We start from the raw sequence: 23558 nt of genomic DNA on the forward strand, positions 1-23558 counted from the left end.
CCAACCGGACTTCCGGCAGGTAATCTGACTTCGTGGCAGAGACTCAGCGTCCGATCCATCCGCCGAGCATCGCCGACGCGTGGGCCGTCACGGCCGAGCGCGCGGCCGAGACCACCTTCTTCTTCGACTTCGACGGCGTCCTGTCCCCCGTGACCGACGACCCCGACGCGTCCCAGCCGGTCGATGCCGTGCCCGGGGTGCTGGAGAGCCTGGCGACCGCCGTCCGCCGGGTGGCGATCGTCTCGGCTCGCCCGGTGAGCTTTCTCCGGTCGAGATTCGCGTCACTCGAGCGCGTCGACCTCTACGGCCTCTACGGGCTCGAGGTGTGGCACGACGGCGAGGTGGTGACCGAGCCGGCCGCCCTGCCGTGGATCCCGGCGATGTCCGACCTGGCCGAGCGGGCCAAGAAAGAGCTGCCGCCGCAGATTCTGGTGGAGTTCAAGCGGCTGTCGGTGGCCCTGCACTACCGCACCGCGCCGCAACTGGCCGGCGAGGTCGAGCGCTGGGGGCACGAGCAGGCCGAGCGCCATGGTCTCAAGATCCAGGGCGGCCGCATGGTGATCGAGCTGAAGCCGCCGGTCGACCAGGACAAGGGCATGGTCATCACCGAGGGCGTCCGCAACGCCCGCTGCGCCTGGTATTTCGGCGACGACATGTCCGACATCAAGGCGTTCGACGCGCTGCGCGCCCGCGAGGCAGTCGATCCCGGCTTCTTCGGCGTGGCGGTCGCGGTCGCCAACCCCGAGACGGGCGCCGAGGTGTCCAGCGCCGCCGACCTGACCCTGGAGTCCCCCGACGCGGTGGCTCAGTTCCTCGCCGAGGGACTGAAAAGCTTCTAAGCACCGAAACGGCGCTGGCGGTTCGCGTACGAGCGCAGCGCTCGCAGGAAGTCGATGCGCCGGAAATCCGGCCAGTTGGCGTCGTGGAAGTAGAACTCCGACTGCGCCGACTGCCACAGGAGGAAGCCCGAGAGCCGCTGCTCGCCGCTGGTGCGGATGATCAGGTCGGGGTCGGGCTGGCCGCGGGTGTAGAGGTGCTCGGCGATGTGCTCGACGTCGAGGATCTCGGCGAGCTCCTCGAGCGTGCCGCCCGCGGCCGCGTGCTGCTGCATGAGCGAGCGCACCGCGTCGGCGATCTCGCGCCGGCCGCCGTAGCCGACCGCCATGTTGACCTCGACGCCGACCGTGCGGTCCCGCGTCTTCTCCTGCGCCGCCTTCAACGCCGTGGCGGTGGTGGCGGGCAGCACGTCGAGCGCGCCCACCATGCGCAGCCGCCAGGGGTTGCCGTCCTCGGCCAGCTCGGTCGCGAGATCCTCGATGATCCGCAGCAGCGGGTCGAGCTGCGCGGCCGGGCGACGGAGGTTGTCGGTGGCGAGCAGATAGAGCGTCACATGCCGGATGCCGGCCTGGTCACACCAGGTGAGCAGCTCTTTGATCCGGGCCGCGCCGACCCGGTGGCCGTCGTTGGGGTCGACGAACCCCATCTCCTTGGCCCACCGCCGGTTGCCGTCGCACATGACGCCGACATGCTGGGGCACGGGCTTGCCGACCAGCTTCCCGGCCAGGCGACGCTCGTAGAAGGAATAGATCAGCGACCGCACACTCATCGCCCCAAACCCTAGCCCCCGTGTGCGCGGACGACCTCGGCCGGGCGGTTAATTACCTTTGGGCTAGTTGGCGGTCACCCCGAAATGCGGGGTGACCGCCGATACGGGGAAGGGGTCAGGCGTCGGTGAGTCGAGCGCGGAGGGCGTCGAGCTCGGCCCACAGAACCGCCGGGAGTTTGTCGCCGAACTTCGTGAACCATTCGGTGACCTGCGGGATCTCGGCCAGCCACTCGTCGCGGTCGACCTCGAGGATGGCGGCCAGGTCGGCGTCCGAAATGTCCAGACCGGTCACGTCCAGGGCGTCCGTGGTCGGAACGTGGCCGATGGCCGTCTCCACGGCCTCGCCGCGACCGTCGAGGCGCTCGACGATCCACTTGAGGACGCGGCTGTTCTCGCCGAACCCGGGCCACAGGAAACGGCCGTCATCGCCGCGCCGGAACCAGTTGACGTAGAAGACCTTCGGGAGCTTGGCGGCGTCGCCGGACGCGCCCTTGGCCATGTCGATCCAGTGCTGGAAGTAGTCGCCGGCGTGGTAGCCGATGAACGGCAGCATCGCCATCGGGTCGCGGCGCACCACACCCACCTGGCCGACGGCCGCGGCGGTCGTCTCCGACGAAAGCGTGGCGCCGAGGTAGACGCCGTGCACCCAGTCGCGCGCCTCGGTGACCAGCGGGACCGTCGTCTTGCGGCGGCCGCCGAACAGGATCGCGTCGATCGGGACGCCGCGCGGGTCGTGGTACTCGTCGGCCAGAATCGGGCACTGCTCGATGGGCGTACAGAATCTGCTGTTGGGGTGGCTCGAAGGCGCCGAGGAGGAAGGCGTCCAGTCGTGGTTCTTCCAGTCGGTGAGGTGCGCGGGCGGCTGGCCCATGCCCTCCCACCAGATGTCGCCGTCGTCGGTGAGCGCGACGTTGGTGAAGACCGAGTTGCCCCGGGCCAGCGTGCGCATCGCGTTCGGGTTGGTGTGGAAATCGGTGCCGGGCGCGACGCCGAACAGGCCGAACTCGGGGTTGGTGGCCCACAGGCGGCCGTCCTCGCCGAAGCGCATCCAGGCGATGTCGTCGCCGACCGTCTCGACCTTCCAGCCCGGCAGCGTCGGCTCGAGCATGGCGAGGTTGGTCTTGCCGCAGGCCGACGGGAACGCGCCGGCGATGTAGCGGACCTGACCCTCGGGCGAGGTCAGCTTCATGATCAGCATGTGCTCGGCGAGCCAGCCCTCGTCGCGGGCGGCCACGCTGGCGATACGCAGCGCGTAGCACTTCTTGCCGAGCAGCGAGTTGCCGCCGTAGCCGGAGCCGAATGACCAGATCTCCCGGGTCTCGGGGAAATGCGAGATGTACTTGGTCTCGTTGCACGGCCACGCGACATCGGAAGCGCCGGGCGCGAGCGGCGCGCCGACCGAGTGCAGCGCCGGCACGAAGTCGGCGTTCGTCTCCTCGAGCGCGGACAGGACCCCGGCCCCCATCCGGGTCATGATCCGCATGCTGGCGACGACGTACGGGCTGTCGGTGAGCTCGACACCGAACATCGGCTGCGGCGCGTCGAGCGGGCCCATGCAGAACGGGACGACGTACATCGTCCGGCCGCGCATGCAACCGCGGTAGAGCTCCGTCATGGTCGCCTTCATCTCGGCCGGCGCCATCCAGTTGTTGGTGGGTCCGGCGTCGGCCTCGTCGACCGAGCAGATGAAGGTGCGCTCCTCGACCCGGGCCACGTCACCGGGGTCGGTGCGGGCCCAGAACGAGTTGGGTTTCTTGGCCGGGTCGAGGCGGACCAGGGCGCCGGAGTCGACGAGGGCATCGGTGATGCCGGTCCACTCGGACTCCGAGCCGTCGCACCAGACGATCCGGTCGGGCGTGGTCAGGGCTGCTACCTCGTCGACCCACGCCAGGAGGCGGGCGTGCGAGGTCGGGGGCTGCTGCATGCGATCTCCTTCGGTCGGCACTGACCAATGACCCCGGGGAGGAGGTCATGGGAGTCACATGAGCCTAAGGCCGCGCCACGTGAGGTTCATCGGGAATTTCTGTGGAAGACCGCACAATCCTCGGAAACTTTGCTTGCAGACGATCGATTCTTCGTCGCTTAGCGCAGTTGCGCGCAGCATCGGCTTTTCAGGCGTTCCAAGCCGGGCCGTTCGGTGGACTTTCCCAAATCGGACTAAACGCCTTAAACTTCGGATATCTGGTCTTCCCGTCTTTAGGGGGCAGGAATGACGATCCCGATAGCAGAGCCGGACTCGGACACCGATTTGCTGGCCGCGGTCCGGGCCGGCGACACGGCCGCCTACGGCACGCTGTACGAGCGCCATCGCACGGCGGCGCGGCAACTGGCGTACGGGCTCTCCCGCGATGCGGCGGACGCCGACGACCTGGTCGCCGAGACGTTCGCGAAGGTGTTCGCGTCGTTGCGGGCCGGGCGGGGGCCGCTGGTCGCCTTCCGCGCCTACCTGCACACGACGATGCGGCATGTCTGTTACCACCGCGCGCGGCGGGACCGGCGGCTCGAGTTCACCGACGACCTCACCCGGTACGACGAGGGCGAGCCGTTCACCGACCCGGCGCTCGACCGGCTCGAACGGTCGTACGCGGCGGCCGCCTTCAAGCAGCTGCCCGAGCGCTGGCGCGACGTGCTCTGGCAGACCGCGGTCGAGGGCAACACGCCCGCCGAGGTGGCCGGCATGTTCGGCATGACGCCGAACGCGGTGGCCGTGCTCGCCCACCGCGCCCGGGAAGGGCTACGCAGTCTTTATCTCCAACAGCACGTAGCGGCCGCCGATCACCCGGAGTGCCGCTGGGCGGGCGACCGGCTCGGCGGGCACCTGTGCGGCCGCCTCGCGCCCCGCGACGACGGCCGGATGCGTGCCCACCTGGGCTGGTGCGGCGAGTGCCGGGGGCGGTTCGCCGAGATCCGGGAGATCGACGGGCTGCGTCACCGTTCGTACCGCCAGCGTCACCATGCCGACAGGGCCGGTTAAGACTCGCCAACGAAAACTGCGCACCGTGACAGCGGCCGGTACTCTCGGGGCGTGCCCGAGATCTCGCCGACGCCACCGTCCCGCCTGCGAGCGAGGCTTCGGGGGCTCATCCGCGAGCTGGGCAAGTTCGGCACGGTCGGCACGATCTCGTTCGCGATCGACGTGGCCATCTTCAACGTGCTGCTCAATGCGGGCTGGGAGACGCTGTTCGCCAAGACCGTCTCCACGGTCATCGCGACGACGTTCGCGTTCGCCGGCAACCGGTTCTGGACCTGGCGGGACCGCGTCCACGACAACATGGCCCGGCAGTACACGTTGTTCTTCGTGCTGAACGCGATCGGCCTCGGCATCGGCCTGGCCTGCCTCGCGATCAGCCATTACGGTCTGGGCTCGGTCTGGCCGGAGTTCCAGTCGGCGCTCGCCGACAACGTCTCGGGCCTGCTCATCGGGACGGGCCTGGGCACACTGTTCCGCTTCTGGTCGTACCGGCGATTCGTGTTCCGCGCCACAACGTCCCCCGATAAGAGCACCGCGGGGCGGCAACCCGAGCACCACGCGACTAACGTGGCAACGCCCTCGCCGGTGCGTGACACGGCGTGACAGATTCATCTCCTCACCAAAGGTTGACCCCCATGCCTTCAGCCAGCACGCTGACGGAACGCCTGCGCCGTCTTGCCCCCGAGGCCATCGCCTTCGGAGTCATCGGCGCCGGCAACACGCTGCTCTACATCGCGATCACGTGGGCAGCGCTACCGATCGGCGCGGTCAAGGCGAGCGTCATCGCGACGATCGTGACCACCACGCTGGCGTACTTCGCGAACCGCTACTGGACCTACCGGCATCACACGCGTACGGCGTTGCGCCGGGAGTACACGCTGTTCTTCGGCTTCAACCTGGTCGGCATGTTCATCCAGTCCGGCGCGGTGGCGATCGGCAAGTACGGCTTCGGCCTCACCGAGGAGCACGACGAGCTCCTGTTCATGGGCGTCACCCTGATCGGCATCGTGATCGCGACGGTCTTCCGCTTCTGGGCGTACCGCACGTTCGTCTTCCTGAAGCCCCCGGTCGACGGCCACGAGGCCGAGCTGGCCGACCTCGACGCGGTCGCCGGCTTCGCGGAGCTCAGCGCGGAGGCCGAGCTCGACGCCAGGAGGTAATGCCGCGCTGCGGCGGCACCTCGGGCTCCTCTTCTTCTTCCTCTTCTTCTTCGTCCGGCAGCTGCTCGATCAGCTCGTAGAGCGCGGTCTGCAGCTGGTGGGCGTGCGGGACGGCCACGAGGACGGCGGCCTGGTCGCCGATCGAGTCGATGGTCAGCGTGCCGCAGCCGAAAAGGCGGTCGAGGACCGACTGGGTCAGCAGGTGGTCGTTGATCCGGTTCAGCGGGAGGTCGCGGCGCTCGCGGGCGATCACGCCGTCCTGCAGCAGGACGCGCTCGTTGGTCACCACGTAGTGGGTGCAGCGCCAGACGACCAGCGGGGCGACGCCGTACCGGATGCCGTAATAGCCCATGATCAGGGCGACCACGCCGAAGCCCAGGAAGCCGCCGTTGTTCTGCGGCAGCATCACCCAGGCGAAGGCCGCGGTGGCCAGCGCCAGCAGCACGACCAGGGCCGGGCGGATCGTCGTCTTCCAGTGCGGGTGCAGGTGGAGGACGACCTCCTCCTCGTCGGTGAGAACCTCGTCCGGGAACGCCACGCCGTCAGCGTACGTGCAGCACGTCACCCGCCGAGACGCGATGCTCCCCGCCGTCAGCCGAACGGATCACCAGCTGCCCGTTGTTGTCCACGTCGGCCGCCTCGCCGGTGATCTCGCCGCCGCCGGGCAGCAGCGCCCGCACCCGCCGGCCGATCGTGGCGCACTCCCGCCGATACGCGCCGAGCAGGCCGGACAGCTCCGCGTCGCCGCCGGCCTCACGCCACCCGCCGTACCAGCCGGCGATGCCGCGCAGCAGGGCGCGCAGGATCGGGTCGCGGTCGGTGGCGGCCGCGCCGGCCAGCCGCAGCGACGTCGCGGGCAGCCCGTTGGTCTCGGGCAGCTCCTCGGCGCGGGTGGTCACGTTGAGTCCGATGCCGACGACCACGGCGTCGCCCGACACCTCGGCGAGGATGCCCGCGCACTTGCGCTCGTCGGCCAGCAGATCGTTGGGCCACTTCAGGGCGGCCTCGACCTCGGCGACCCGGCGCACCGCCTCGACCAGGGCGACGCCGGTCATCAGCGGCAGCCAGCCGTAGACGCCGGTGGGCGCGGCGGGCCAGCCACGCTCGGGGTCGGCGACGCCGGGGCGCAGCAGGACGCTCAGGGTGAGGCCGGCGCGCGGCGGCGAGGTCCACTGCCGGTCCCGGCGGCCGCGGCCGGCGGTCTGCTGCTCGGCCACCACGACCAGGCCCTCGGGTTCGCCGCGCAGGGCCGCCGCGGCGGCGTCGGCGTTGGTGGAGCCGGTCTCGGCGCGGATGTCGATCTTCGTCCACAAGCTGCTGGGGGTCACCAGGGCCCGCTCGAGACCGCGCGACGAGAGCGGCGGCCGGTCCAGGTCCGTGTACGGCGAAGCGGGCATTCGCCGAGCGTAGCCCGGCGGCCCTGAGCAAGGGCGAGCCCGCGGGCCGGTCAGCGGCCCTGGCGTGGGGGCGGGGGCGGCGGTGGCGGGTCGGCCGCGTGGCGGCTCACATAGACGGTGGTGTTGCGGTCGGCCGGCGGCTCCGGGCGGGGCCGCGGACGAGGCCGCCGGCGCTCGGTGGCCGGCGGCTTGTCCGGCTTCTCGTTGCGGGCCGGCTTGTCGTTGCGGGTCGCCCACGAGCGGGGCAGGCGGATCCGGCCCGGGCGGTCGTCGTTCATCGGCCAGGCGGGGACGACCTCGGTGGGCTCGGAGACGACCGGGATCAGGTCGAAGCCGGTTGCCGGCTCGTAGTCGGGGACGGCCGGGAGACGCTCGACCGGGCGTGGCCAGCCGTAGCCCTTAGCGGACGGCTCGGCGTCGCCGGCGAGGTCGACCGGGATGGGCGTCCAGTACTCGCCGGGGCGGGGCTCGTCGGGCTGGTCGTGGTACTCGGGCCGGACCCAGCCCTCGACGCGGTCCCCGTACCGGTCGGAGCGGCGCGGGGCGGGCGCGAGCTCCTCCTCTTCCACCGCGGGTTCGTCCTCTTCCGCGTCGACGCAGCTGTCGGCGTACGCGTCAATGGGGTCTTCCTCGTCGGCGAAGCCGATCGAGGCCAGCCCACCGCGATCGTCCTCTTCGGACCCGAGCGACAGCGACGGGATCTCTTGCTCGCGGGATGCCGTGGCCAGCGCCCGCCGCCGCCCTCGCCGCGCACGCCGTGACCCCGCGCCGACGAGGTCTTCGGGCTCGGCCGGCTCGGGAATCGGCGCCGCGGGCAGCGCGGGACGACGACGCGGCGCCTCGAGAGCCCGGTCCGACCGCCGGCGGGCCCGGCGTTCCCCGCCGCCGAACAGCATCGAACGGAAGCTGATCAATGTGGCGAGGCCACCGGCGATGAGGGCGAGCCCGGCCGCGGTCATCCAGTTCGTCACGCCTGGAGTAACGAATAGGGCATTGGGTGCGAAACGCACTCGTAGCACCGCCCGGCCGCCCCGGCATTACGATCACGAGCGAGGCTCTTATACCTACGGCGAGGATTACCGTGACGATGCAGCAGGAATCGGTCGAGGCCGACATCCACACCACCGCCGGGAAGCTCGCGGACCTCGAACGCCGCACCGAGGAGGCGGTCCACGCCGGTTCGGCCCGCGCCGTCGAGAAACAGCACGCCCGCGGCAAGAAAACCGCCCGCGAGCGCATCGAGCTGCTGCTCGACGAGGGCTCCTTCGTCGAGCTCGACGAGCTCGCCCGCCACCGCAGCACCAACTTCGGCCTCGACAAGAACCGGCCGTACGGCGACGGCGTGGTCACCGGCTACGGCACCGTCGACGGCCGCCAGGTCTGCGTCTTCTCCCAGGACTTCACCGTCTTCGGCGGCTCCCTCGGCGAAGTCTTCGGCGAAAAGATCGTCAAAGTCCTCGACCTCGCCATGAAAACCGGCTGCCCCATCATCGGCATCAACGACTCCGGCGGCGCCCGCATCCAGGAAGGCGTCGTCGCCCTCGGCCTCTACGCCGACATCTTCTTCCGCAACGTCCGCGCCAGCGGCGTCATCCCCCAGATCTCGCTGATCATGGGCCCATGCGCCGGGGGCGCCGTCTACTCCCCCGCGATCACCGACTTCACCGTCATGGTCGACCAGACCTCCCACATGTTCATCACCGGCCCCGACGTGATCAAAACCGTCACCGGCGAAGAGGTCGGCTTCGAGGAACTGGGCGGGGCGCGCACGCACAACTCGCGGTCGGGCAACGCTCACTACATGGCCTCGGACGAGGACGATGCGATCGACTACGTGCGAGCGCTGCTGTCGTACCTCCCGTCCAACAATGTGGACGAACCGGTCGCTTTCGAGATGCCGACCGAGTTGGACATCTCGGAGGCCGACCGCAACCTCGACACGCTGATCCCCGACTCGGCCAACCAGCCCTACGACATCAAGAAGGTCGTCGAGACCGTCGTCGACGACTTCCTCGAGGTCCAGCCCCTCTACGCGCAGAACATCGTGATCGGTTTCGGTCGCGTCGAGGGACGCCCGGTCGGCGTCGTCGCCAACCAGCCCATGCATTTCGCCGGCACCCTCGACATCGCGGCCAGCGAAAAAGCCGCCCGCTTCGTGCGGACCTGCGACGCCTTCAACATCCCGGTGGTCACCTTCGTCGACGTGCCCGGCTTCCTGCCCGGCACCTCGCAGGAGTGGGACGGCATCATCCGCCGAGGCGCAAAACTGATTTACGCGTACGCCGAGGCCACGGTTCCCAAGGTCACGGTCATCACCCGCAAGGCGTACGGCGGCGCCTATGACGTCATGGGGTCGAAGCACCTCGGCGCCGACCTCAACTTCGCCTGGCCCACCGCCCAGATCGCCGTCATGGGCGCCCAGGGAGCGGTCAACATCCTCTACCGCGGCGAGATCGACACTCCCGAGCGCCGCGCCGAGCTGATCCAGGAATACGAGGACACCCTCGCCAACCCCTACATCGCGGCCGAGCGCGGCTACGTCGACGCGGTCATCCAGCCCTCGGAGACCCGCGCCCAGATCACCCGCGGGCTGCGGATGCTGCGCACCAAGCGAGAGACGCTGCCACCGAAGAAGCACGGCAACATCCCGCTCTGAGCGGTCACACGCCCAGCTGCAGCATCTTCGCGCCGCCGAAGACGAGGGCGGCCATCGCGGCGAGCCAGAAGACGCCCAGCCAGAAGACGTCCGGCAGCAGGGTGAGGCGCTGCATCACGGCCGCGTCCGAGGTTCGGTCGCCGCCGTGCGTCGCCCAGAACAGGCCGGTGATCGCGCGTACCCCGCCCATCAGCAGGAACCACACCCAGGCGTAGCCGAACGTCAGCTGCGCCTGGTCGCTCCAGTGCGTGGCGACGTACCAGAGCAGGAAGCCGGTGGCGATCGCCGTGACGAAGCCGAGCAGGTTGCCCATCCGGAACAGCAGCAACACGAAGAGGGCGAGGCTGATCCACAGGACCCATTCGGCCTTGTCATGCCCGAGCAGATAGACGCCGCCGAGCCCGACCGCGGACGGGCCGAGATAGCCGGCCATCGTGCTGAGCACGTCGGCCAGCCAGGGAACCTTCTCCGGGAAACCGGTCTCGCCGCCACCGTCGCGACTCACCGTGATCCGGCCGACCTTCACCCCCGTCAGCAGTCCGAGCAGGGTATGGCCGCCCTCGTGGGCACAGGTGATCGCGAGCAGGGTGAACTTGCCCAACGGCACGGCGGCGACAAACGCGACCACTGCGGTCGTCCAGGCCATTCCGACATTGCCCGCCATAACCGGAACGTATCGACGGTGGTGTCACCGTTCCATCACCCGTCAGGCGGATTGTGGCAACCATTGACCCGCTAGCAGGAACGCGCCGATCACCAAGGCGGCCAGATCCACGATGAGGAAGACGCCGACCCAGAAGAGAGCCGGGACGTGGGTGATGTGGGCGAGCTGGTCCGCGTCCGACTCGGGCATACGCCCGCGCCGGCGGAGGCTCTGCAGCTCGAAGACGGGCCGCACACCCCCGAAAAGAAGGAACCAGACCCCCGCGTACGCGAAAATCGCCTGCACCTGGGGTGAGGCGAACCAGGAGACCGCGAACACGACGGCACCCGTGATCACCACCGAGACCACGCCGAACAGGTTGCGGATGTTGATCAGCATGAGCAACAGCAGGACCACCGCCAGCCAGAGCAGCAGCGTGATCCGGTTGCCGCCGAGCAGCCAGGCGCCGAGCACGCCCAGCAGCGACGGGGCGATATAGCCGCCGAGCAGCGTCAGCATCATGCCCGGGCCGGTCGGGCGGCCGGACGAGAGCGTCAGGCCGGACGTATCGAACTCCAGGCGGATGCCGCGCAACCGGCGACCGGTCAGCAGGGCCATCAGCGCGTGACCACCCTCATGGGCGATCGTCACCGCGTTGCGGGCCACCCGCCACACCGGCCGGAACGCCACCGCGAGCAGGCCCGCCAAGGCGGTGAGCAGCACGAGCAGGCCGGGCGGGTCCGGTTGAGCGCCGAGCAGCTTGTCCCAAAGATCAGTCACACCGTCGATCGACACGCCGGGGACTGTAGCCGATCACGCTATGCGCGTCGGCGTGCCACCGCCTCGGCGGCCTCGGCCGATGGCCGAAACAAGGTGCGCGTGGCCAGCACGCCGCCGGCGAGGGCGACCAGGCCCGCCACGATCAGAAGCATGGTGACCAGGCCGGTGGCGGCGACCAGGATCGCGAGATCCGCTGCCGCGACCAGCATCCAGAGGGCGATTGTGGGCTTACTGCCGTGCCGTCGGCAGTTCATGGCACTGCACCTCCATCCGTGATGCCGCATGAATTACCCATTCATCCGGCTTCACGCACATCGGTTTTGTTACTTGGGCTGAAAGCCCTGGTAGAGCAGCTGCAAATCGCTCTGCGAGGCGGCCCAGTCCTCCGGCGTCGTGTACCAGGAGATGGAGTACGCGGCGTTGCCGTCGACGCGGATGTTCCGCTTGACCGCGTGCTGGGCGTTGCCGCCGTCCGTGGTGTACAGGAACTCCCAGTCGGCGGCCGACTCGTAGTCGCGGTAATTCACGCGGTCGATCTTGATGAGCTGGTAGTTCCGGTAGCTGCCACGGCGGCCCGCCTCCTGGGTCTTCCAGTCCTGGTAGGCATCGGCCTGCGGCGAGTTGCTGCGATCGATGATCAGAAGCCGGTTGTTCCACCGGAACCGCAGCTCGGTGCCGCCACCGGTGGGCTTGGCGCCGCTCGGCAGCGGGATGGTGAAGCCGGGGCCGCCGCCGGTCGCGCCGGCGGTGTACATGCGCCAGCCGGCCGGGAGGGTGACGTTGGCCGGATCGGTGTTCGCGGGCGCGCTCGACGGGGTCAAGGGCGCGGTCGTCGCGGTGCCGGCGCCGCCGGTCGGGCTGGTGGTGCCGCCGTTGCTGGCGGCGCCGGCCGGCTGCTGCTGGGTGGTGGGGGCGGCGTTGGGCTTGTTCCCGGTCTGGTCGTCGTTGCCGAAGGCCTGGGCGGTCAGAACGCCGATCAGGACCAGGACCAGCAGGAGAATGCCGGCGCCGACCGCGGCCTGGGGGTAGGTCAGGCGGGTGCCGAAGACGGTGACGCCGCCGCGGCTGGAGGGGGTGACCTCCATGGGACGCCACGCCGGGCGGGTCGAGCGATTGATCGCCGGAGAGATGGGCGTCAGGTCGTCCGGGGATTCTGCTCGCTCTGTCGGCTGATCCGGGCGCGCCAGTGGGAACTGCAGCGCGGTACCCTTTTCCGATTTTTCCGACTTATCCGTCGTGGCGGCTTCGTCGGTCGGGTCGGCGGCAGGCTCACTCTCCTCCGCGGCTTCGGCCTCGGTCTCCCGCTCGTTCGCCGCGTCGGCATCGGTGTCGCTCTCGAGCGTGTCCGCGGTGGTCTCGGGCTCGCCGCTCTCGGCGTCCTTCTCGGCCGCGGGAGCGAGCTCGGTCGCAGCGCTGTCGGCCGTCTGCGCGTCCGAATCCGGCTCGGCCGGCTCCGCGTCGGTCGGCTCGGGCTCCGCCGCCTTTACCTCGGCCGCGCTCGCGGTCGCCTTGGCCGCGCTCGCCCTGGCCGCCTTTGCCTCGGCGGCCGCCTTTGTGGCTTTCGCCTTCGACTCGGCAGGACTCGGCTCGACCGATGCCGCCTCCGTTGGGGCCGCTTCGGCCGGAGGTGCCTTGGTCGGGGCCGCTTCGGCCAGACGTGCCTTGGTCGGGGCTGCTCCGGACGCCTCGGCCGGGGGCACTCCGGCTGACGATGCATCGGCTGCCGGCGCTTCGGCCGCAGATGCCTCGGTCGCAGGCGCCTCAACCGCAGGCGCTTCAGCCGCGCGCGCCTCAACCGCAGGCGCTTCCGCCGCGCGCGCCTCAACCGCAGGCGCGTCGGCCGAAGGCGCTCCGGCCGAGGGCGCCTCGGTCGTGGCCCTTGCCTCGGCGGGAGTCGCCTTGGCGGGGGCCTTCTTTGGCTTCTGCGCGCCCTTTCGGGGTGCGCCGATGACTGTCGTGGCGTCCGCGGGCGGGCCGACGACCGTCGTGGCGTCGATTGCGGTGTCGCCGACGACCGTCGTGGCGTCGGCGGGTGGGGTGTCGATGCGGCTGACGAGCGCGGTCGCGTCGGCCAGTGACTGCTCGTGCTCGGGGGCGGCCTGGCGACGACGGTTGGCGGCGACGTCGGCGGCCGTGAAACCGCCTCGCTCACCGCGGCTCGTGTGGGTCGGCGGGGTGGCGGACTGCCGGCCCTGACCAGTGGCGGGCGGCTGCCCGGGTGTGGTTGTGGGCCTGCCACGCGTACCGAAAATCTTGGTCTTGTCGTCACGGACCGGCGGCGTGTCCACCCGCGTCGCGTCGAGACGGGGAGCGTCGGCCTTGGGACCGTCGACCCGCGTCGGCGTTTCCGCGGACGGGCCGACCTGCGCCTTGCCCGGGATATAGACCGGCGGCCGGCCACCGCCGGCCGCCGGGCGGCCACCCGACACGGGCGGACGGCCCGGCGGATCGACCGGCCGAGCGGGCACCACCGGCGGGCGCGGACCCGGCACCACCGGGGTGGAACCGGTCGGCGCCATCAGGCCGCTGGGCCGGTCGCGGCCCACACCCGGGCGGCGCATGGTCGGGCTCATCGGGAAGGCGAGCTTGGAGCGGCGGCCGGCGGCGCGGTTGAGCAGGCGCTCCGCCTCCTCCGCGTTGATCCGGTGCGTCGGGTCCTTGCGGAGCAGGCCGTTGAGCACCGGCTTGAGCGGGCCGGCGTTGCGCGCGGGCGGCGGATTTTCCGTGGCCAGGGCCGCTAGCGTGGCGATCGCGGAGGGGCGCGCGAACGGCGACGCGCCCTCGACCGCGGCGTAGAGGGTGGCGCCCAGCGACCAGAGGTCGGCGCCGGGGCCGGCCGTGCCGTCGCGGGCGCGCTCGGGGGCGATGTACGCCGGGGAGCCCAGCACCAGGCCCGTACGCGTGACATTGGGGTCGCCCGGCACGGTGGCCAGGCCGAAGTCGGTGAGCACCACGCGGCCGTCGGCGCCGATCAGCACGTTGCCCGGCTTGACGTCGCGGTGCACCACGCCCGCCCGGTGTGCCGCGCGCAGGGCACCCAGCACGCCGAGACCGATCTCGGCGGCGCGCACCGGGTTGAACGGGCCCTCGGCGGCCAGCGTGTCCTGCAGCGAGCGGGACGGCACGTATTCCATGACGATCCACGGGTCGGCATCCGTACGCAGAACGTCGAAGACGCGGACCACGTTGACGTTGTTGAGCCGCGCGATCGCGCGTGCCTCGCGCAGCGAGCGCTCGCGCATCTCCTGCCGCTCGCCCGGCGTCAGCCCGGGCGGCGGGACCAGCTCCTTGATGGCCACGTCACGGTGCAGGACAACGTCGGTCGCCCGCCAGACGCGACCCATCCCGCCCTGACCGAGCGGCGCGACAAGCCGGTAACGGTCAGCGACAACGGCTGGGGGAGAAGAAGACATCACGCAGAAAATACCCGGTCATGTCCAGCGACAGCGAATCGATCAGCCGAGTGTGGGATTCGTGTCACCGGACAACCCCACCAAGGTCGTACGCTCGGTCGATGGATGCGGAACCCCTGGTCAGAGTAGTGCGCGGCACTCCCACCGATCATGAGCTGGCCGCCTTGGCCGCGATCTTCGCCGTCCGATCCACTTCGATGGATGCGATTTCCCGCCCCGCCGCGCCCTCGGCTTGGGCGATGTCCGCACGGCCGTCGATGCGACCCCTTTCCTGGCGCCAGTCCGCCCTCCCCCGATAGATACGCGACCATCGATCGATCTCGGATGGGTTTCGACTGTCCACAGGCGCCGAGGTGGGCTCCCCGTCGCTGGCGGTGACCGACTACGCTCGCCTATGCGTTCGCCGGGGTCCGGCGGTCGAGAAGTTCGGTACGGGAGGGCGACAGTGATTCCTGACGAGGACCGCGGTCCCGCCTGGTTGCGCGACTACGGGTACACGGATTTCAGCCAGATCGAGGCCGACATCCAGGCGATGGAGCAGTTCGCCACCAAGTTGTCCGCGAATGTGAAGGACAGCTACGCCCCGCACCTCTCCCCCGTCACGGACGCGATGTCGACCAAGCTTCCCGACCCGCCCAGCGAGTTCATCGAGCTGCTCACGTTCCTGTTCGTCCACCACGAGGCCGCGGACGTGGCCCACCAGAACGTGTACAACTACGCGAACGGGACGCAGGGCTTCGCGACGGCCGCCGAGGACATCAGCAAGACGTACAGCGGCTCCGACGCCTTCGCCCACGCGAAGGTGCGCGATGTGGACAAGGCATTCGACCGGGTGGGCATCCCGTCCGACCAGTCCGGCGAAGGAGCAGCCTGATGCTCGACGCAGGTGGCGGTGGCGGCGGCACCCCGTGGGAGTCGATGACGCTCGACAAGATGCAAGAGCTCATCCAGAACCCCAACACGGACGCCCAGTGGGACCTGGTCAGCGGCTGGCAGAAATCGTCCGAGCTGCTGAGCGAGCACCGTTTCCAGGTGCAGGAGTACCGCGACAACCTCGCGGCCGCTTGGCCCCCCGGCAAGAGCCCGGCCTCGGCGGCCTACCTGGCCCGGCTCGACGAGCTCATCAAGAACCTGACGGACACCTACGAAGCGTCGATCACCAACCACGAGGCCTTCTCCGCCGCGACCGGGTCGATCTACCAGGCCCAGGTCAAGATGAACAAGATCTACGCCGAGTACCAGAGCAACAAGACGGCGCTGGACACGTTCAACGCGAAGAAGCAGGCCGAGCAGAACACCACGACGCCCACCCCAAGCCCCAGCCCAAGCGGCGACGAGCCGCCGGTGGCCCCCGGCCGCCAGGAGGAGCTCCGCGTCCAGGCGGCCACGCTGCTCAGCAGCGTGAGCACGGACTTGGCACAGGCCCAGGCCCGCATCGTCAAGCCGGCGCGCTACACCAAGCTGGAAATCCGCGATGAGAACAAGACCGTCAAAGATGGTGACACCTACACTCCTCCCCCGATCCCGCCGATTACACCGAGTTACCCCGACGACGGTGGCGCTTCTACAAGACCGGCGAACGCCACTGCGACCTTCCCGACCTCCACGCCGACGACGGTTCCCCCGCCAAGCGTCGGAACGGCACAGCCCGGGCTTGTCCTGGGCGGGGCTCAGCCCACGCTGCCGGCGCCTACGGCACCGGGTATCAGCCCGATCGCTCCGACCCTTCCTGGCGGCACCGGCTCGCTTCCCAACTCCGGCCTGCTTCCGCCGGCCCCGGGGCTGTTGCCCGGCGGCACCTCACCCCTGACGCCGGCCACGCCCGGCTTTGGACGTAGCGGCGGAGTACCGCGCGAGGGGCTTTTGCGGCCGGGCGGAAGCCTGCCCGAGGGCGGGCTGCGTGCCATGGCTCCCAACGGGGTGATCGGCGGAATGCAGGCAGGCGGCGCGCCGGGGCGTGGCGCCTCAAGCGGCCTGGGCCAGCCGGGCGCCGGTCGTGCCGGCGCGCGCATCAACCCGGTTGGTGGCGTGATCGGTGAACGTGACGGCGCCGCTGGGCCGCGTAACGGCGTGTCCGCCAACGGTATGTACGGCCAGGGTGCGGCCGGTCGACGGTCCGGCCGTCGTGATGAGGCGGCAGGCGCGAACTGGTACCCCGACAACCCGTGGGAGACCGCCGAGGGCGTCGACCCCGTGGTGTCGCCGGCACCAGTGCAGCGTGTCGACCCGGGGCCGGCAATCGGACTCGGCTGACAAATGCGTTTTCGATTCGCCGCGGCCGCGGGCGCTCTCATGCTTGCCGCCGCCCTCGCACTTCCGGCGGCGCCCGCCTATGCAGACGGAATCCGCAACGATCAGTGGCATCTGAAAAGTCTGGATGTAGCAAAGGCGCAGGCCATCAGCAATGGATCCGGCGTAACCGTTGCTGTATTAGACACAGGCGTATACCCCCATCCCGATCTCCAGCGGAACCTCCTAGCCGGAGTCGATCTTCAGCCTGGCGGCAAAGGGGACGGGCGCGTGGATAGCGTCGGCCACGGAACAAATGTGGCGGCACTGATCGCCGCCCACGGAAAGAGCGGCGGCAATGGAGTTCTTGGGCTCGCTCCTGCGGCCAAGATACTTCCCGTAAAAGTCACCGACAAAATAAGCGACGTGTCTCTCGACGGAGCGGTCAAGGGTGTTGGCTGGGCGGAGGCTCACGGCGCAAAGGTAATAAATTTCTCCGCGGTGACCGGACCATCGGGTGATTTGATCGACGCAGTCGATACGGCGATCGACAATGGCGTCGTTGTTGTGGCCGCCGTTGGAAACACCAGCGAGGACGCCATCATCGGGTATCCGGCAGCGATCGACGGCGTTCTGGCCGTCGGGGCAGTCGACGAAAACGGAAAGCACTCATCTGGCTCAGTCGTCGACAAAAAGGTTGATATTTGCGCCCCCGGCGTCGACATCACCACTGCCGAGCCCAAGAACCGATATGCCGAGGCTGATGGGACATCCTTGTCGACGGCCATCGTTTCGGGAGCTGTCGCGCTTGTGCGGGCGAAGTTTCCCGACCTGTCGGGGCCTGAAATTGTTCACCGCCTGGAGGCCACCGCAGACGACATCGGTCCACCCGGGCGCGACGACGAATGTGGCTACGGCAAGTTGAACGTCGTCAAGGCGTTGACCGCCGATGTGGCTCCGGTGGGAAGCGGCGCCGCGTCCGCCGCCCCAACGGGGAGCGTTACCGGAAGTGGCAACGAGGGGTATATCGATCCGGCCGCTACCACTGTTGCCGCACCGGAGGTCGGCGACGCCAAGCCGGCGTCGAGTAGCACGCCGTTGATTCTTGGGGCGCTGGCCGGGCTGGTTGTGGCGGGCGCTGCCGTCGCCTTTCTGGTGGTCCGGCGGCGGCGCAACTTCTGAAACTCTGGGCGGAAACGCGGGGTTCTGTCCACCTTCCGCGCATCCGGGGCTTGTAGCCTCGGGGACGTGGGAAACGACGTGGACTACCGGCTTGTCCTTGCTTCGGCCAGTCCCGCGCGGCGGGCTCTGCTCAGCGCCGCGGGGATCGAGGCCGAAGTGATGGTCAGTGGCGTGGATGAGTCCGTCGTCGAGGCGGAGGACGCCTATGAGCTCTGCCTGGTGCTGGCGCGGATGAAAGCGCGCGCCATCGCGGCCGAGTTGCCGGCCGACCCCGGGATTCTGGTGCTCGGGTGTGATTCCGTGCTGGCCTTCGAGGGGCAGATCTTCGGGAAGCCGGCCAACGCGGAAGAGGCCGCCAAACGGTGGGGCATGATGCGCGGCCGGTCGGGGGTGCTGCACACGGGGCACCACCTCACCGGGCTGGTCAGCGGGCGGCAGGCCGAGGCCGTGGGCACGACCGTGGTGCATTTCGCCGACATCACCGATGAGGAGATCGCGGCCTACGTCGCGACCGACGAGCCGCTGAATGTGGCGGGGTCGTTCACGATCGATGGGCGCGGAGGAGCCTTCGTCGAGCGGATCGAAGGCGATCCGGGCAACGTCATCGGGCTGTCGCTGCCGCTCCTCCGCAAACTCCTCATCGAAATGGACGCCTCGATCACCGATCTCTGGCGCGCCTGAAAACGCAACACGCCTAAAGGCGTAAGAGCTCAGCGCACGCTTCGGGCGAACATCCGCGCCGCCCAGGCCACCGCCGCGGCCGCCAGCACGGCCATGATGAGCAGGCCCTGCCACACGTCGGGCGAGCCCAGATCGCCGCGGAAGAGCGCCCGCGTGCCGTCCACCGCCCACGAGAACGGATTCCAGTCCGCGATGCCCTGCAACCAGCCGGGGGCGAACGTCAACGGCAGCAGAATCCCGGAAAGCAGCAGCACCGGCTGGGCCACCGTGTTCATCAGCGGCGCCAGCGCGTCCTCGCTCTTCACCGCGAGCGCGACCCCGTAGCTGAGCGCCGACGTCATCAGCGAGATCAGCGCGAGCATCAGGTACGCCAGCAGCAGGTTGCCGAGGACCACGCGCAGGTCGAAGACCAGCGCCAGCAGCGTGATGATCACGGCTTGGGCGATCAGCGAGACCACGTCGCGCAATGACCGGCCGAGCAGCAGGGCGAGCCGGCTGACGGGCGTCACCCGGGACCGTTCGATCACCCCGGCGCGCAGCTCCGCGATCAGGCCGAAGCCTTGGAAAAGCCCCCCGAAGATGGCGAGCAGGACCAGAAGACCGGGCACGAAGATCTCGTACGCCTCGGCGTTGGAGCTCACCTGCAGCGCGGGCTTCAGGAGTGGCGCGAACAGCAGCAGATACATCACCGGCTGGAAGACGCCCACGAAGATCCACACAGGGTTCCGCAGCAGCAGCTGCATCTGGCGCTGGAAGATCAGCGAAGTGTCACGCAGAAGCTTCATGAGTCAGCTCTCCCGCAGGGATCGGCCGGTCTTGGTCAGGAAGACGTCGTCGAGGCTCGGACGGTGCAGCTCGATCGAGGCCAGGGGAACATCGGCCGCATCGAGGGCGCGCAGGATCTGGGGAATCGCGGTCGCCCCGTCGTCCACGTTGAGGCGCACGCCGTCGTCGAACGTCTCCGTCTTGTAAGCCGACAAAGCGGCCACCGCGGCAGCGATGGCATCCACCGGGAGACCCACGCGGACGACATCGCCGGAGATCTCGCGCTTCAAGGAAAATGGGGTGCCGGAGGCGACGATCTCACCGTTGTCCATGATGGAGATGCGGTCGCAGAGCGCGTCGGCCTCGTCGAGGTAGTGCGTGGTGATGAAGACCGTCATGCCCTCCGCACGCAGACGGCGGATCTCGTCCCACATGTGCGCGCGGCTCTGCGGGTCGAGACCGGTGGTCGGCTCGTCGAGAAAGACGACCTTGGGCTCGTGGATGATGCCGAGCGCGATGTCGACCCGGCGACGCTGACCGCCGGAGTACGTTTTGCACTTGCGGTCCGCGTACTCGCTCAATTGGAAACCCTCGAGCACGCTCGCGGCACGGGCCTGGGCCGTCGCCTTGCTCGCGCCGTAAAGGCGCGCCTGCAGCACCAGCTCCTCGCGCGCGGTGGAGTCGTCCCACGTGCTGCCGCCCTGGGCGACGTATCCGATGCGGCGGCGCACCTCGGCCGGATCGCGCAGCAGGTCGGCGCCGGCGATCGTGGCGGTGCCCCCGTCCGGCTCGATCAGCGTGGCGAGCATCCGCAGCGTGGTGGTCTTGCCGGCCCCGTTCGGACCGAGGAACCCGAAGATCTCCCCTTCGGACACGTCCAGGTCGACACCGCGTACGGCCTCGACTGTCTTTTTCTCGCGCCCCTGGCGCGACGTGAACGCCTTGCGCAACCCGCGAGTTTCTATCATGCGGGCAGCGTACGATGGTCAAGTTTTATTAGTCAAACTTGATTATACCCGGCAGGTACGGCTCACCGGCCTCGATCTTCTCCGCCGTGCGCTCGCACCACGCGATCTCGGCCTCGGCCCGGTTGATCTGCAGCTCCCACATCCACGCCACATAGATCGGCTTCTGGTCGGCCCACTCGGCCTGGGTCGCGGCCTCCAGCTGCTGCACGCCGGCCCGCAACTGAATGGCCCGGTTGCGCAGCGCCGCCGCGGCCTCCTCGCGGGGCAGGGCATGCAGGAACGCGAACGCGGCCATGAACGGATCCGGCGCCGGCGCGAGGTTCCACCAGCCGTTGCGCAACAGCGTCTGGAACTCCGCCCGGCCCTTGTCGGTGATCTCGTAACTGGTGCGAGCGGGCCGGCCGGCGACCTGCTCGGTCGACACCTCGCGGAGCAGGCCCTCGTCGGCAAGCTTGCGCAATGCGTGATAAATCGAACCGGGCTGGACGTTGGCCCACTTGTCCGCACTCCAACTGAGCAGCTCACGCCGCACGTCGTAGCCGTGGACGGGCTGCATCCACTGCACCAGCCCGAGGATCATCATGCGCGTAGCGGACACTACTTCAGAGTAGAACTGTCGGTGACTGCCACTAAGCTCAGGCCGTGCGCAAGGTATTGATCGCCAACCGAGGCGAGATCGCCGTCCGGGTCATCCGGGCCTGCCAGGACGCCGGCCTCGCCAGCGTCGCCGTCTACGCCGACAGCGACCGCGACGGTCTGCCGGCCCGGCTCGCCGACGAGGCGTACTCGCTGGGTGGCGACACCGCCGCCGACAGCTACCTGCGCATCGACAAGCTGCTCGACGTCGCGGCCCGCAGCGGCGCCGACGCCGTGCACCCCGGCTACGGCTTCCTCTCGGAAAACGCCGAGTTCGCCCAGGCCGTGCTCGGCGCCGGCCTCACCTGGATCGGCCCGACGCCGCAGGCGATCCGCGACCTGGGCGACAAGGTGACGGCCCGGCACATCGCCCAGCGCGCCGGCGCGCCGCTGGTGGCCGGCACGGCCGAGCCGGTGGCCGACGCGAGCGAGATCATCGCCTTCGCCGAGGAGCACGGGCTGCCCGTGGCGATCAAGGCGGCGTTCGGCGGCGGCGGCCGGGGGCTCAAGGTGGCGCGCACCCTCGAGGAGATCCCGGCGCTGTTCGAGAGCGCGACCCGCGAGGCGGTGGCGGCCTTCGGGCGGGGCGAGTGCTTCGTCGAGCGCTATCTGGATCGTCCCCGCCACGTCGAGGCGCAGGTCCTGGCCGACACCCACGGCAACGTGATCGTGGTCGGCACCCGCGACTGCTCGCTCCAGCGCCGCCACCAGAAGCTGGTCGAGGAGGCGCCGGCCCCGTTCCTCTCCGACGCCCAGCGTGCCCAGATCCACTCCAGCGCCAAGGCGATCTGCCGCGAGGCGGGCTACCACGGCGCCGGCACTGTCGAATACCTCGTGGGCCAGGACGGCACCATCTCCTTCCTCGAGGTCAACACCCGCCTCCAGGTCGAGCACCCGGTGAGCGAGGAAACGGCGGGCCTCGATCTCGTGCGCGAGCAGTTCCGCATCGCCGACGGCCTCGAGTTGCCCCTCGCGGAGGATCCGGCGCCCCGCGGCCACGCGATCGAGTTCCGCATCAACGGCGAGGATCCGGGCCGCGGCTTCCTGCCCGCGCCCGGCACGGTCACGGCGCTGACCTGGCCGCTCGGCCCCGGCGTGCGGGTCGACGCGGGCGTCGAGTCGGGCAGCGTGATCGGCGGCAACTTCGACTCGCTGCTCGCAAAGATCATCGTGGTGGGCGCGACGCGCGAGGAGGCGCTCGAGCGAGCCCGCCGGGTCCTCGACGAAACGGTCGTGGAGGGCATAGCGACCGTGCTGCCGTTCCACCGGGCCGTCGTCCGCGATCCGGCGTTCACGGGCTCGCCGTTCACCGTCCACACGCGATGGATCGAGACGGAGTGGGCCGGCGGGGTGCCGCCGTTCAGCGCGGCGGTCGCCGCCGACGATTCGCCGTCCGAGCGCGAGACCGTCGTGGTCGAGGTGGGCGGAAAGCGACTCGAGGTGAGCCTTCCGGCAAGCCTTTTCACGCGTACGGGCGGGAGCGCCCCCGCACGTCCGGCCGCGCGCCGGTCCGGGGGCGCGGCCGCGGCGGCTTCCGCGGGCGGGGCGGCGGCCCTGACGGCGCCGATGCAGGGCACGATCGTGAAGGTCGCGGTCTCCGACGGCGACGAGGTCCAGGAGGGCGACACGATCGTCGTGGTCGAGGCCATGAAGATGGAGCAGCCGCTGCAGGCACACCGTTCCGGCACGGTCGCGGGCCTGTCGGCCGAGGTCGGCGCCACGGTCACGGCCGGCACGGTGATCTGCACGATCGACTGAGCGGGCTCCAGCGCTAAGGGGCGTAGTCGCGGTTGAGCTCGGTGAACAGGCGCCGGGCCGTCTCGGTCGGGTCCAGGTCGCGGTCGGGAAAGCCGCCGGTCAGCCAGAGCGTGGCGAAGCCGTGGGCCATCGACCAGGCGGCCAGTCCGGCCTTGCGCACCTCGGGCGGAGCCGTTTCGGCGGTGCCCGGCTTAGCCGGACGGGCGGCCGGGGCGGCGTCGCCCGCGGGCCGGATGCTGTCGGGTAAGTCGGAGACGGCGGCGTAGAGGGCGTCCGCCGACTTCGCACGGGCGGCCAGCAGCTCGGGGTCGTCGGGGTGGTAGAGGTCGGGGCGGAACATGACCTCGAACATCGCGCGCCGGGTCACCGCGAAGCGGACGTAGGTGACGCCCAGCTCCAGGAAGCTGTTGCTGGCCAGCCGTGAGGTGGCCAGCGCCTTGGCCAGCTGCTCGAAACCCTCGGTCGCGAACGCGGTGAGCAGGCCGGCCTTGTCGCCGAAGTGGTGGGTGGGCGCGGCGTGCGAGACGCCGGCGCGGCGGGCCAGGTCGCGCATGCTCAGCGCGGCCACGCCGTGCTCGGTGATCGCCTCGTCGGCCGCCTGCAGCAACGCCCGGCGCAGGTCGCCGTGGTGGTAGGTCTGCTTCGCCATGGGCGGATTCTAACTTGCCGTTGACAAGATGCTTCGAGCGCGCCTATCTTGTCGATGTAAAGAT

24 protein-coding genes are annotated in these 23558 nt (G+C 69.7%); 11 read left to right on the forward strand and 13 right to left on the reverse strand.

Annotated features, from left to right (window positions below; translation table 11 throughout):
* Positions 1-32: 32 nt before the first annotated feature.
* A complete protein-coding gene (gene otsB, locus ACQPZX_RS45715; RefSeq protein WP_433370549.1) occupies positions 33-839 on the forward strand; it encodes a trehalose-phosphatase in 807 nt (268 codons plus the stop codon).
* Here otsB and ACQPZX_RS45720 read toward each other — a convergent pair.
* Both ACQPZX_RS45720 and ACQPZX_RS45725 read right to left on the reverse strand, forming a co-directional pair.
* Positions 836-1606 carry an isoprenyl transferase gene (locus tag ACQPZX_RS45720; protein ID WP_433370552.1) on the reverse strand — a complete coding sequence of 257 codons (771 nt, stop codon included), beginning with the start codon at positions 1604-1606 and terminating at the stop codon, positions 836-838. The two genes, otsB and ACQPZX_RS45720, sit on opposite strands and share 4 nt — an antisense overlap.
* A gap of 115 nt (positions 1607-1721) precedes the next feature.
* Positions 1722-3530: a phosphoenolpyruvate carboxykinase (GTP) gene (locus tag ACQPZX_RS45725; RefSeq protein ID WP_433370554.1), complete on the reverse strand. Its 1809-nt coding sequence runs from the start codon at positions 3528-3530 to the stop codon at positions 1722-1724.
* 285 nt (positions 3531-3815) lie between these two features.
* Here ACQPZX_RS45725 and ACQPZX_RS45730 point away from each other — a divergent pair, with 285 nt between their 5' ends.
* From ACQPZX_RS45730 to ACQPZX_RS45740, 3 genes are read left to right on the forward strand one after another with little or no spacing between them, the layout of a single operon-like run.
* The gene (locus tag ACQPZX_RS45730; protein ID WP_433370557.1) at positions 3816-4580 is read left to right on the forward strand and encodes a sigma-70 family RNA polymerase sigma factor; all 765 of its coding nucleotides are present in this window, start codon (positions 3816-3818) and stop codon (positions 4578-4580) included.
* Positions 4581-4631: 51 nt separating this feature from the next.
* Positions 4632-5180, forward strand: coding sequence for a GtrA family protein (locus ACQPZX_RS45735; RefSeq protein ID WP_433370560.1), 549 nt, complete (start codon positions 4632-4634; stop codon positions 5178-5180).
* Between the two features lie 32 nt (positions 5181-5212).
* The gene (locus ACQPZX_RS45740) at positions 5213-5737 is read left to right on the forward strand and encodes a GtrA family protein (RefSeq protein WP_433370563.1); all 525 of its coding nucleotides are present in this window, start codon (positions 5213-5215) and stop codon (positions 5735-5737) included.
* On the opposite strand, the gene ACQPZX_RS45745 is transcribed toward ACQPZX_RS45740, so the two are convergent.
* Genes ACQPZX_RS45745 through ACQPZX_RS45755 form a run of 3 tightly spaced genes read right to left on the reverse strand, consistent with a single transcriptional unit; the run spans position 5703 to position 8105 of the window.
* The gene (locus ACQPZX_RS45745) at positions 5703-6275 is read right to left on the reverse strand and encodes a PH domain-containing protein (RefSeq protein ID WP_433370566.1); all 573 of its coding nucleotides are present in this window, start codon (positions 6273-6275) and stop codon (positions 5703-5705) included. The genes ACQPZX_RS45740 and ACQPZX_RS45745 overlap by 35 nt on opposite strands.
* Positions 6276-6279: 4 nt before the next feature.
* Positions 6280-7134 (reverse strand): biotin--[acetyl-CoA-carboxylase] ligase, encoded by an 855-nt coding sequence (locus tag ACQPZX_RS45750; RefSeq protein WP_433370569.1) that lies wholly within the window; start codon positions 7132-7134, stop codon positions 6280-6282.
* A 50-nt stretch (positions 7135-7184) separates the two neighbouring features.
* Positions 7185-8105, reverse strand: coding sequence for a hypothetical protein (locus ACQPZX_RS45755; RefSeq protein WP_433370572.1), 921 nt, complete (start codon positions 8103-8105; stop codon positions 7185-7187).
* Between the two features lie 116 nt (positions 8106-8221).
* Between ACQPZX_RS45755 and ACQPZX_RS45760 the strand changes: the two genes are divergently transcribed.
* On the forward strand, positions 8222-9790 hold the full coding sequence (locus ACQPZX_RS45760) for an acyl-CoA carboxylase subunit beta (RefSeq protein ID WP_433385895.1): 1569 nt from the start codon (positions 8222-8224) through the stop codon (positions 9788-9790).
* A 4-nt stretch (positions 9791-9794) separates the two neighbouring features.
* Here the strand turns inward: ACQPZX_RS45760 and ACQPZX_RS45765 are convergent, their stop codons facing one another.
* The 4 genes from ACQPZX_RS45765 to ACQPZX_RS45780 form a co-directional block, all read right to left on the reverse strand.
* Positions 9795-10454, reverse strand: a complete 660-nt coding sequence (locus tag ACQPZX_RS45765) for a M50 family metallopeptidase (protein WP_433370575.1) — start codon at positions 10452-10454, stop codon at positions 9795-9797.
* A gap of 42 nt (positions 10455-10496) precedes the next feature.
* Complete coding sequence (locus tag ACQPZX_RS45770) at positions 10497-11228, reverse strand: M50 family metallopeptidase (RefSeq protein ID WP_433370577.1); 732 nt, start codon at positions 11226-11228, stop codon at positions 10497-10499.
* Positions 11229-11251: 23 nt separating this feature from the next.
* Complete coding sequence (locus tag ACQPZX_RS45775) at positions 11252-11467, reverse strand: hypothetical protein (RefSeq protein WP_433370580.1); 216 nt, start codon at positions 11465-11467, stop codon at positions 11252-11254.
* Between the two features lie 69 nt (positions 11468-11536).
* Complete coding sequence (locus tag ACQPZX_RS45780; RefSeq protein ID WP_433370583.1) at positions 11537-14626, reverse strand: protein kinase domain-containing protein; 3090 nt, start codon at positions 14624-14626, stop codon at positions 11537-11539.
* Positions 14627-14727: 101 nt separating this feature from the next.
* Here ACQPZX_RS45780 and ACQPZX_RS45785 point away from each other — a divergent pair, with 101 nt between their 5' ends.
* The 5 genes from ACQPZX_RS45785 to ACQPZX_RS45805 all read left to right on the forward strand — a co-directional run bounded on the left by ACQPZX_RS45785 (position 14728) and on the right by ACQPZX_RS45805 (position 18718).
* Positions 14728-14925 (forward strand): acyl-CoA carboxylase subunit epsilon, encoded by a 198-nt coding sequence (locus tag ACQPZX_RS45785; protein WP_433370586.1) that lies wholly within the window; start codon positions 14728-14730, stop codon positions 14923-14925.
* Between the two features lie 146 nt (positions 14926-15071).
* Positions 15072-15500, forward strand: coding sequence for a hypothetical protein (locus ACQPZX_RS45790; protein WP_433370588.1), 429 nt, complete (start codon positions 15072-15074; stop codon positions 15498-15500).
* Complete coding sequence (locus tag ACQPZX_RS45795) at positions 15500-16879, forward strand: hypothetical protein (RefSeq protein ID WP_433370591.1); 1380 nt, start codon at positions 15500-15502, stop codon at positions 16877-16879. Before ACQPZX_RS45790 ends, ACQPZX_RS45795 begins: the two co-directional genes overlap by 1 nt.
* Before the next feature lie 3 nt (positions 16880-16882).
* Positions 16883-18037 carry a S8 family serine peptidase gene (locus tag ACQPZX_RS45800; RefSeq protein ID WP_433370594.1) on the forward strand — a complete coding sequence of 385 codons (1155 nt, stop codon included), beginning with the start codon at positions 16883-16885 and terminating at the stop codon, positions 18035-18037.
* 66 nt (positions 18038-18103) lie between these two features.
* On the forward strand, positions 18104-18718 hold the full coding sequence (locus ACQPZX_RS45805; RefSeq protein WP_433370597.1) for a Maf family protein: 615 nt from the start codon (positions 18104-18106) through the stop codon (positions 18716-18718).
* A gap of 29 nt (positions 18719-18747) precedes the next feature.
* Here the strand turns inward: ACQPZX_RS45805 and ACQPZX_RS45810 are convergent, their stop codons facing one another.
* Genes ACQPZX_RS45810 through ACQPZX_RS45820 form a run of 3 tightly spaced genes read right to left on the reverse strand, consistent with a single transcriptional unit; the run spans position 18748 to position 21034 of the window.
* Entirely contained in the window at positions 18748-19503 is a 756-nt protein-coding gene (locus tag ACQPZX_RS45810; protein WP_433370600.1) for an ABC transporter permease, read from the reverse strand.
* 3 nt (positions 19504-19506) lie between these two features.
* On the reverse strand, positions 19507-20451 hold the full coding sequence (locus ACQPZX_RS45815) for an ATP-binding cassette domain-containing protein (protein WP_433370603.1): 945 nt from the start codon (positions 20449-20451) through the stop codon (positions 19507-19509).
* Between the two features lie 28 nt (positions 20452-20479).
* Positions 20480-21034 (reverse strand): helix-turn-helix transcriptional regulator, encoded by a 555-nt coding sequence (locus ACQPZX_RS45820; protein ID WP_433370606.1) that lies wholly within the window; start codon positions 21032-21034, stop codon positions 20480-20482.
* Between the two features lie 59 nt (positions 21035-21093).
* Here ACQPZX_RS45820 and ACQPZX_RS45825 point away from each other — a divergent pair, with 59 nt between their 5' ends.
* Positions 21094-22845: an acetyl/propionyl/methylcrotonyl-CoA carboxylase subunit alpha gene (locus ACQPZX_RS45825; protein ID WP_433370609.1), complete on the forward strand. Its 1752-nt coding sequence runs from the start codon at positions 21094-21096 to the stop codon at positions 22843-22845.
* 13 nt (positions 22846-22858) lie between these two features.
* Here the strand turns inward: ACQPZX_RS45825 and ACQPZX_RS45830 are convergent, their stop codons facing one another.
* Positions 22859-23494 (reverse strand): TetR/AcrR family transcriptional regulator, encoded by a 636-nt coding sequence (locus tag ACQPZX_RS45830; protein WP_433370612.1) that lies wholly within the window; start codon positions 23492-23494, stop codon positions 22859-22861.
* Between the last annotated feature and the right edge of the window lie 64 nt (positions 23495-23558).

The organism is Actinoplanes sp. CA-142083 (assembly GCF_050942195.1).
GTDB lineage: Bacteria > Actinomycetota > Actinomycetes > Mycobacteriales > Micromonosporaceae > Actinoplanes.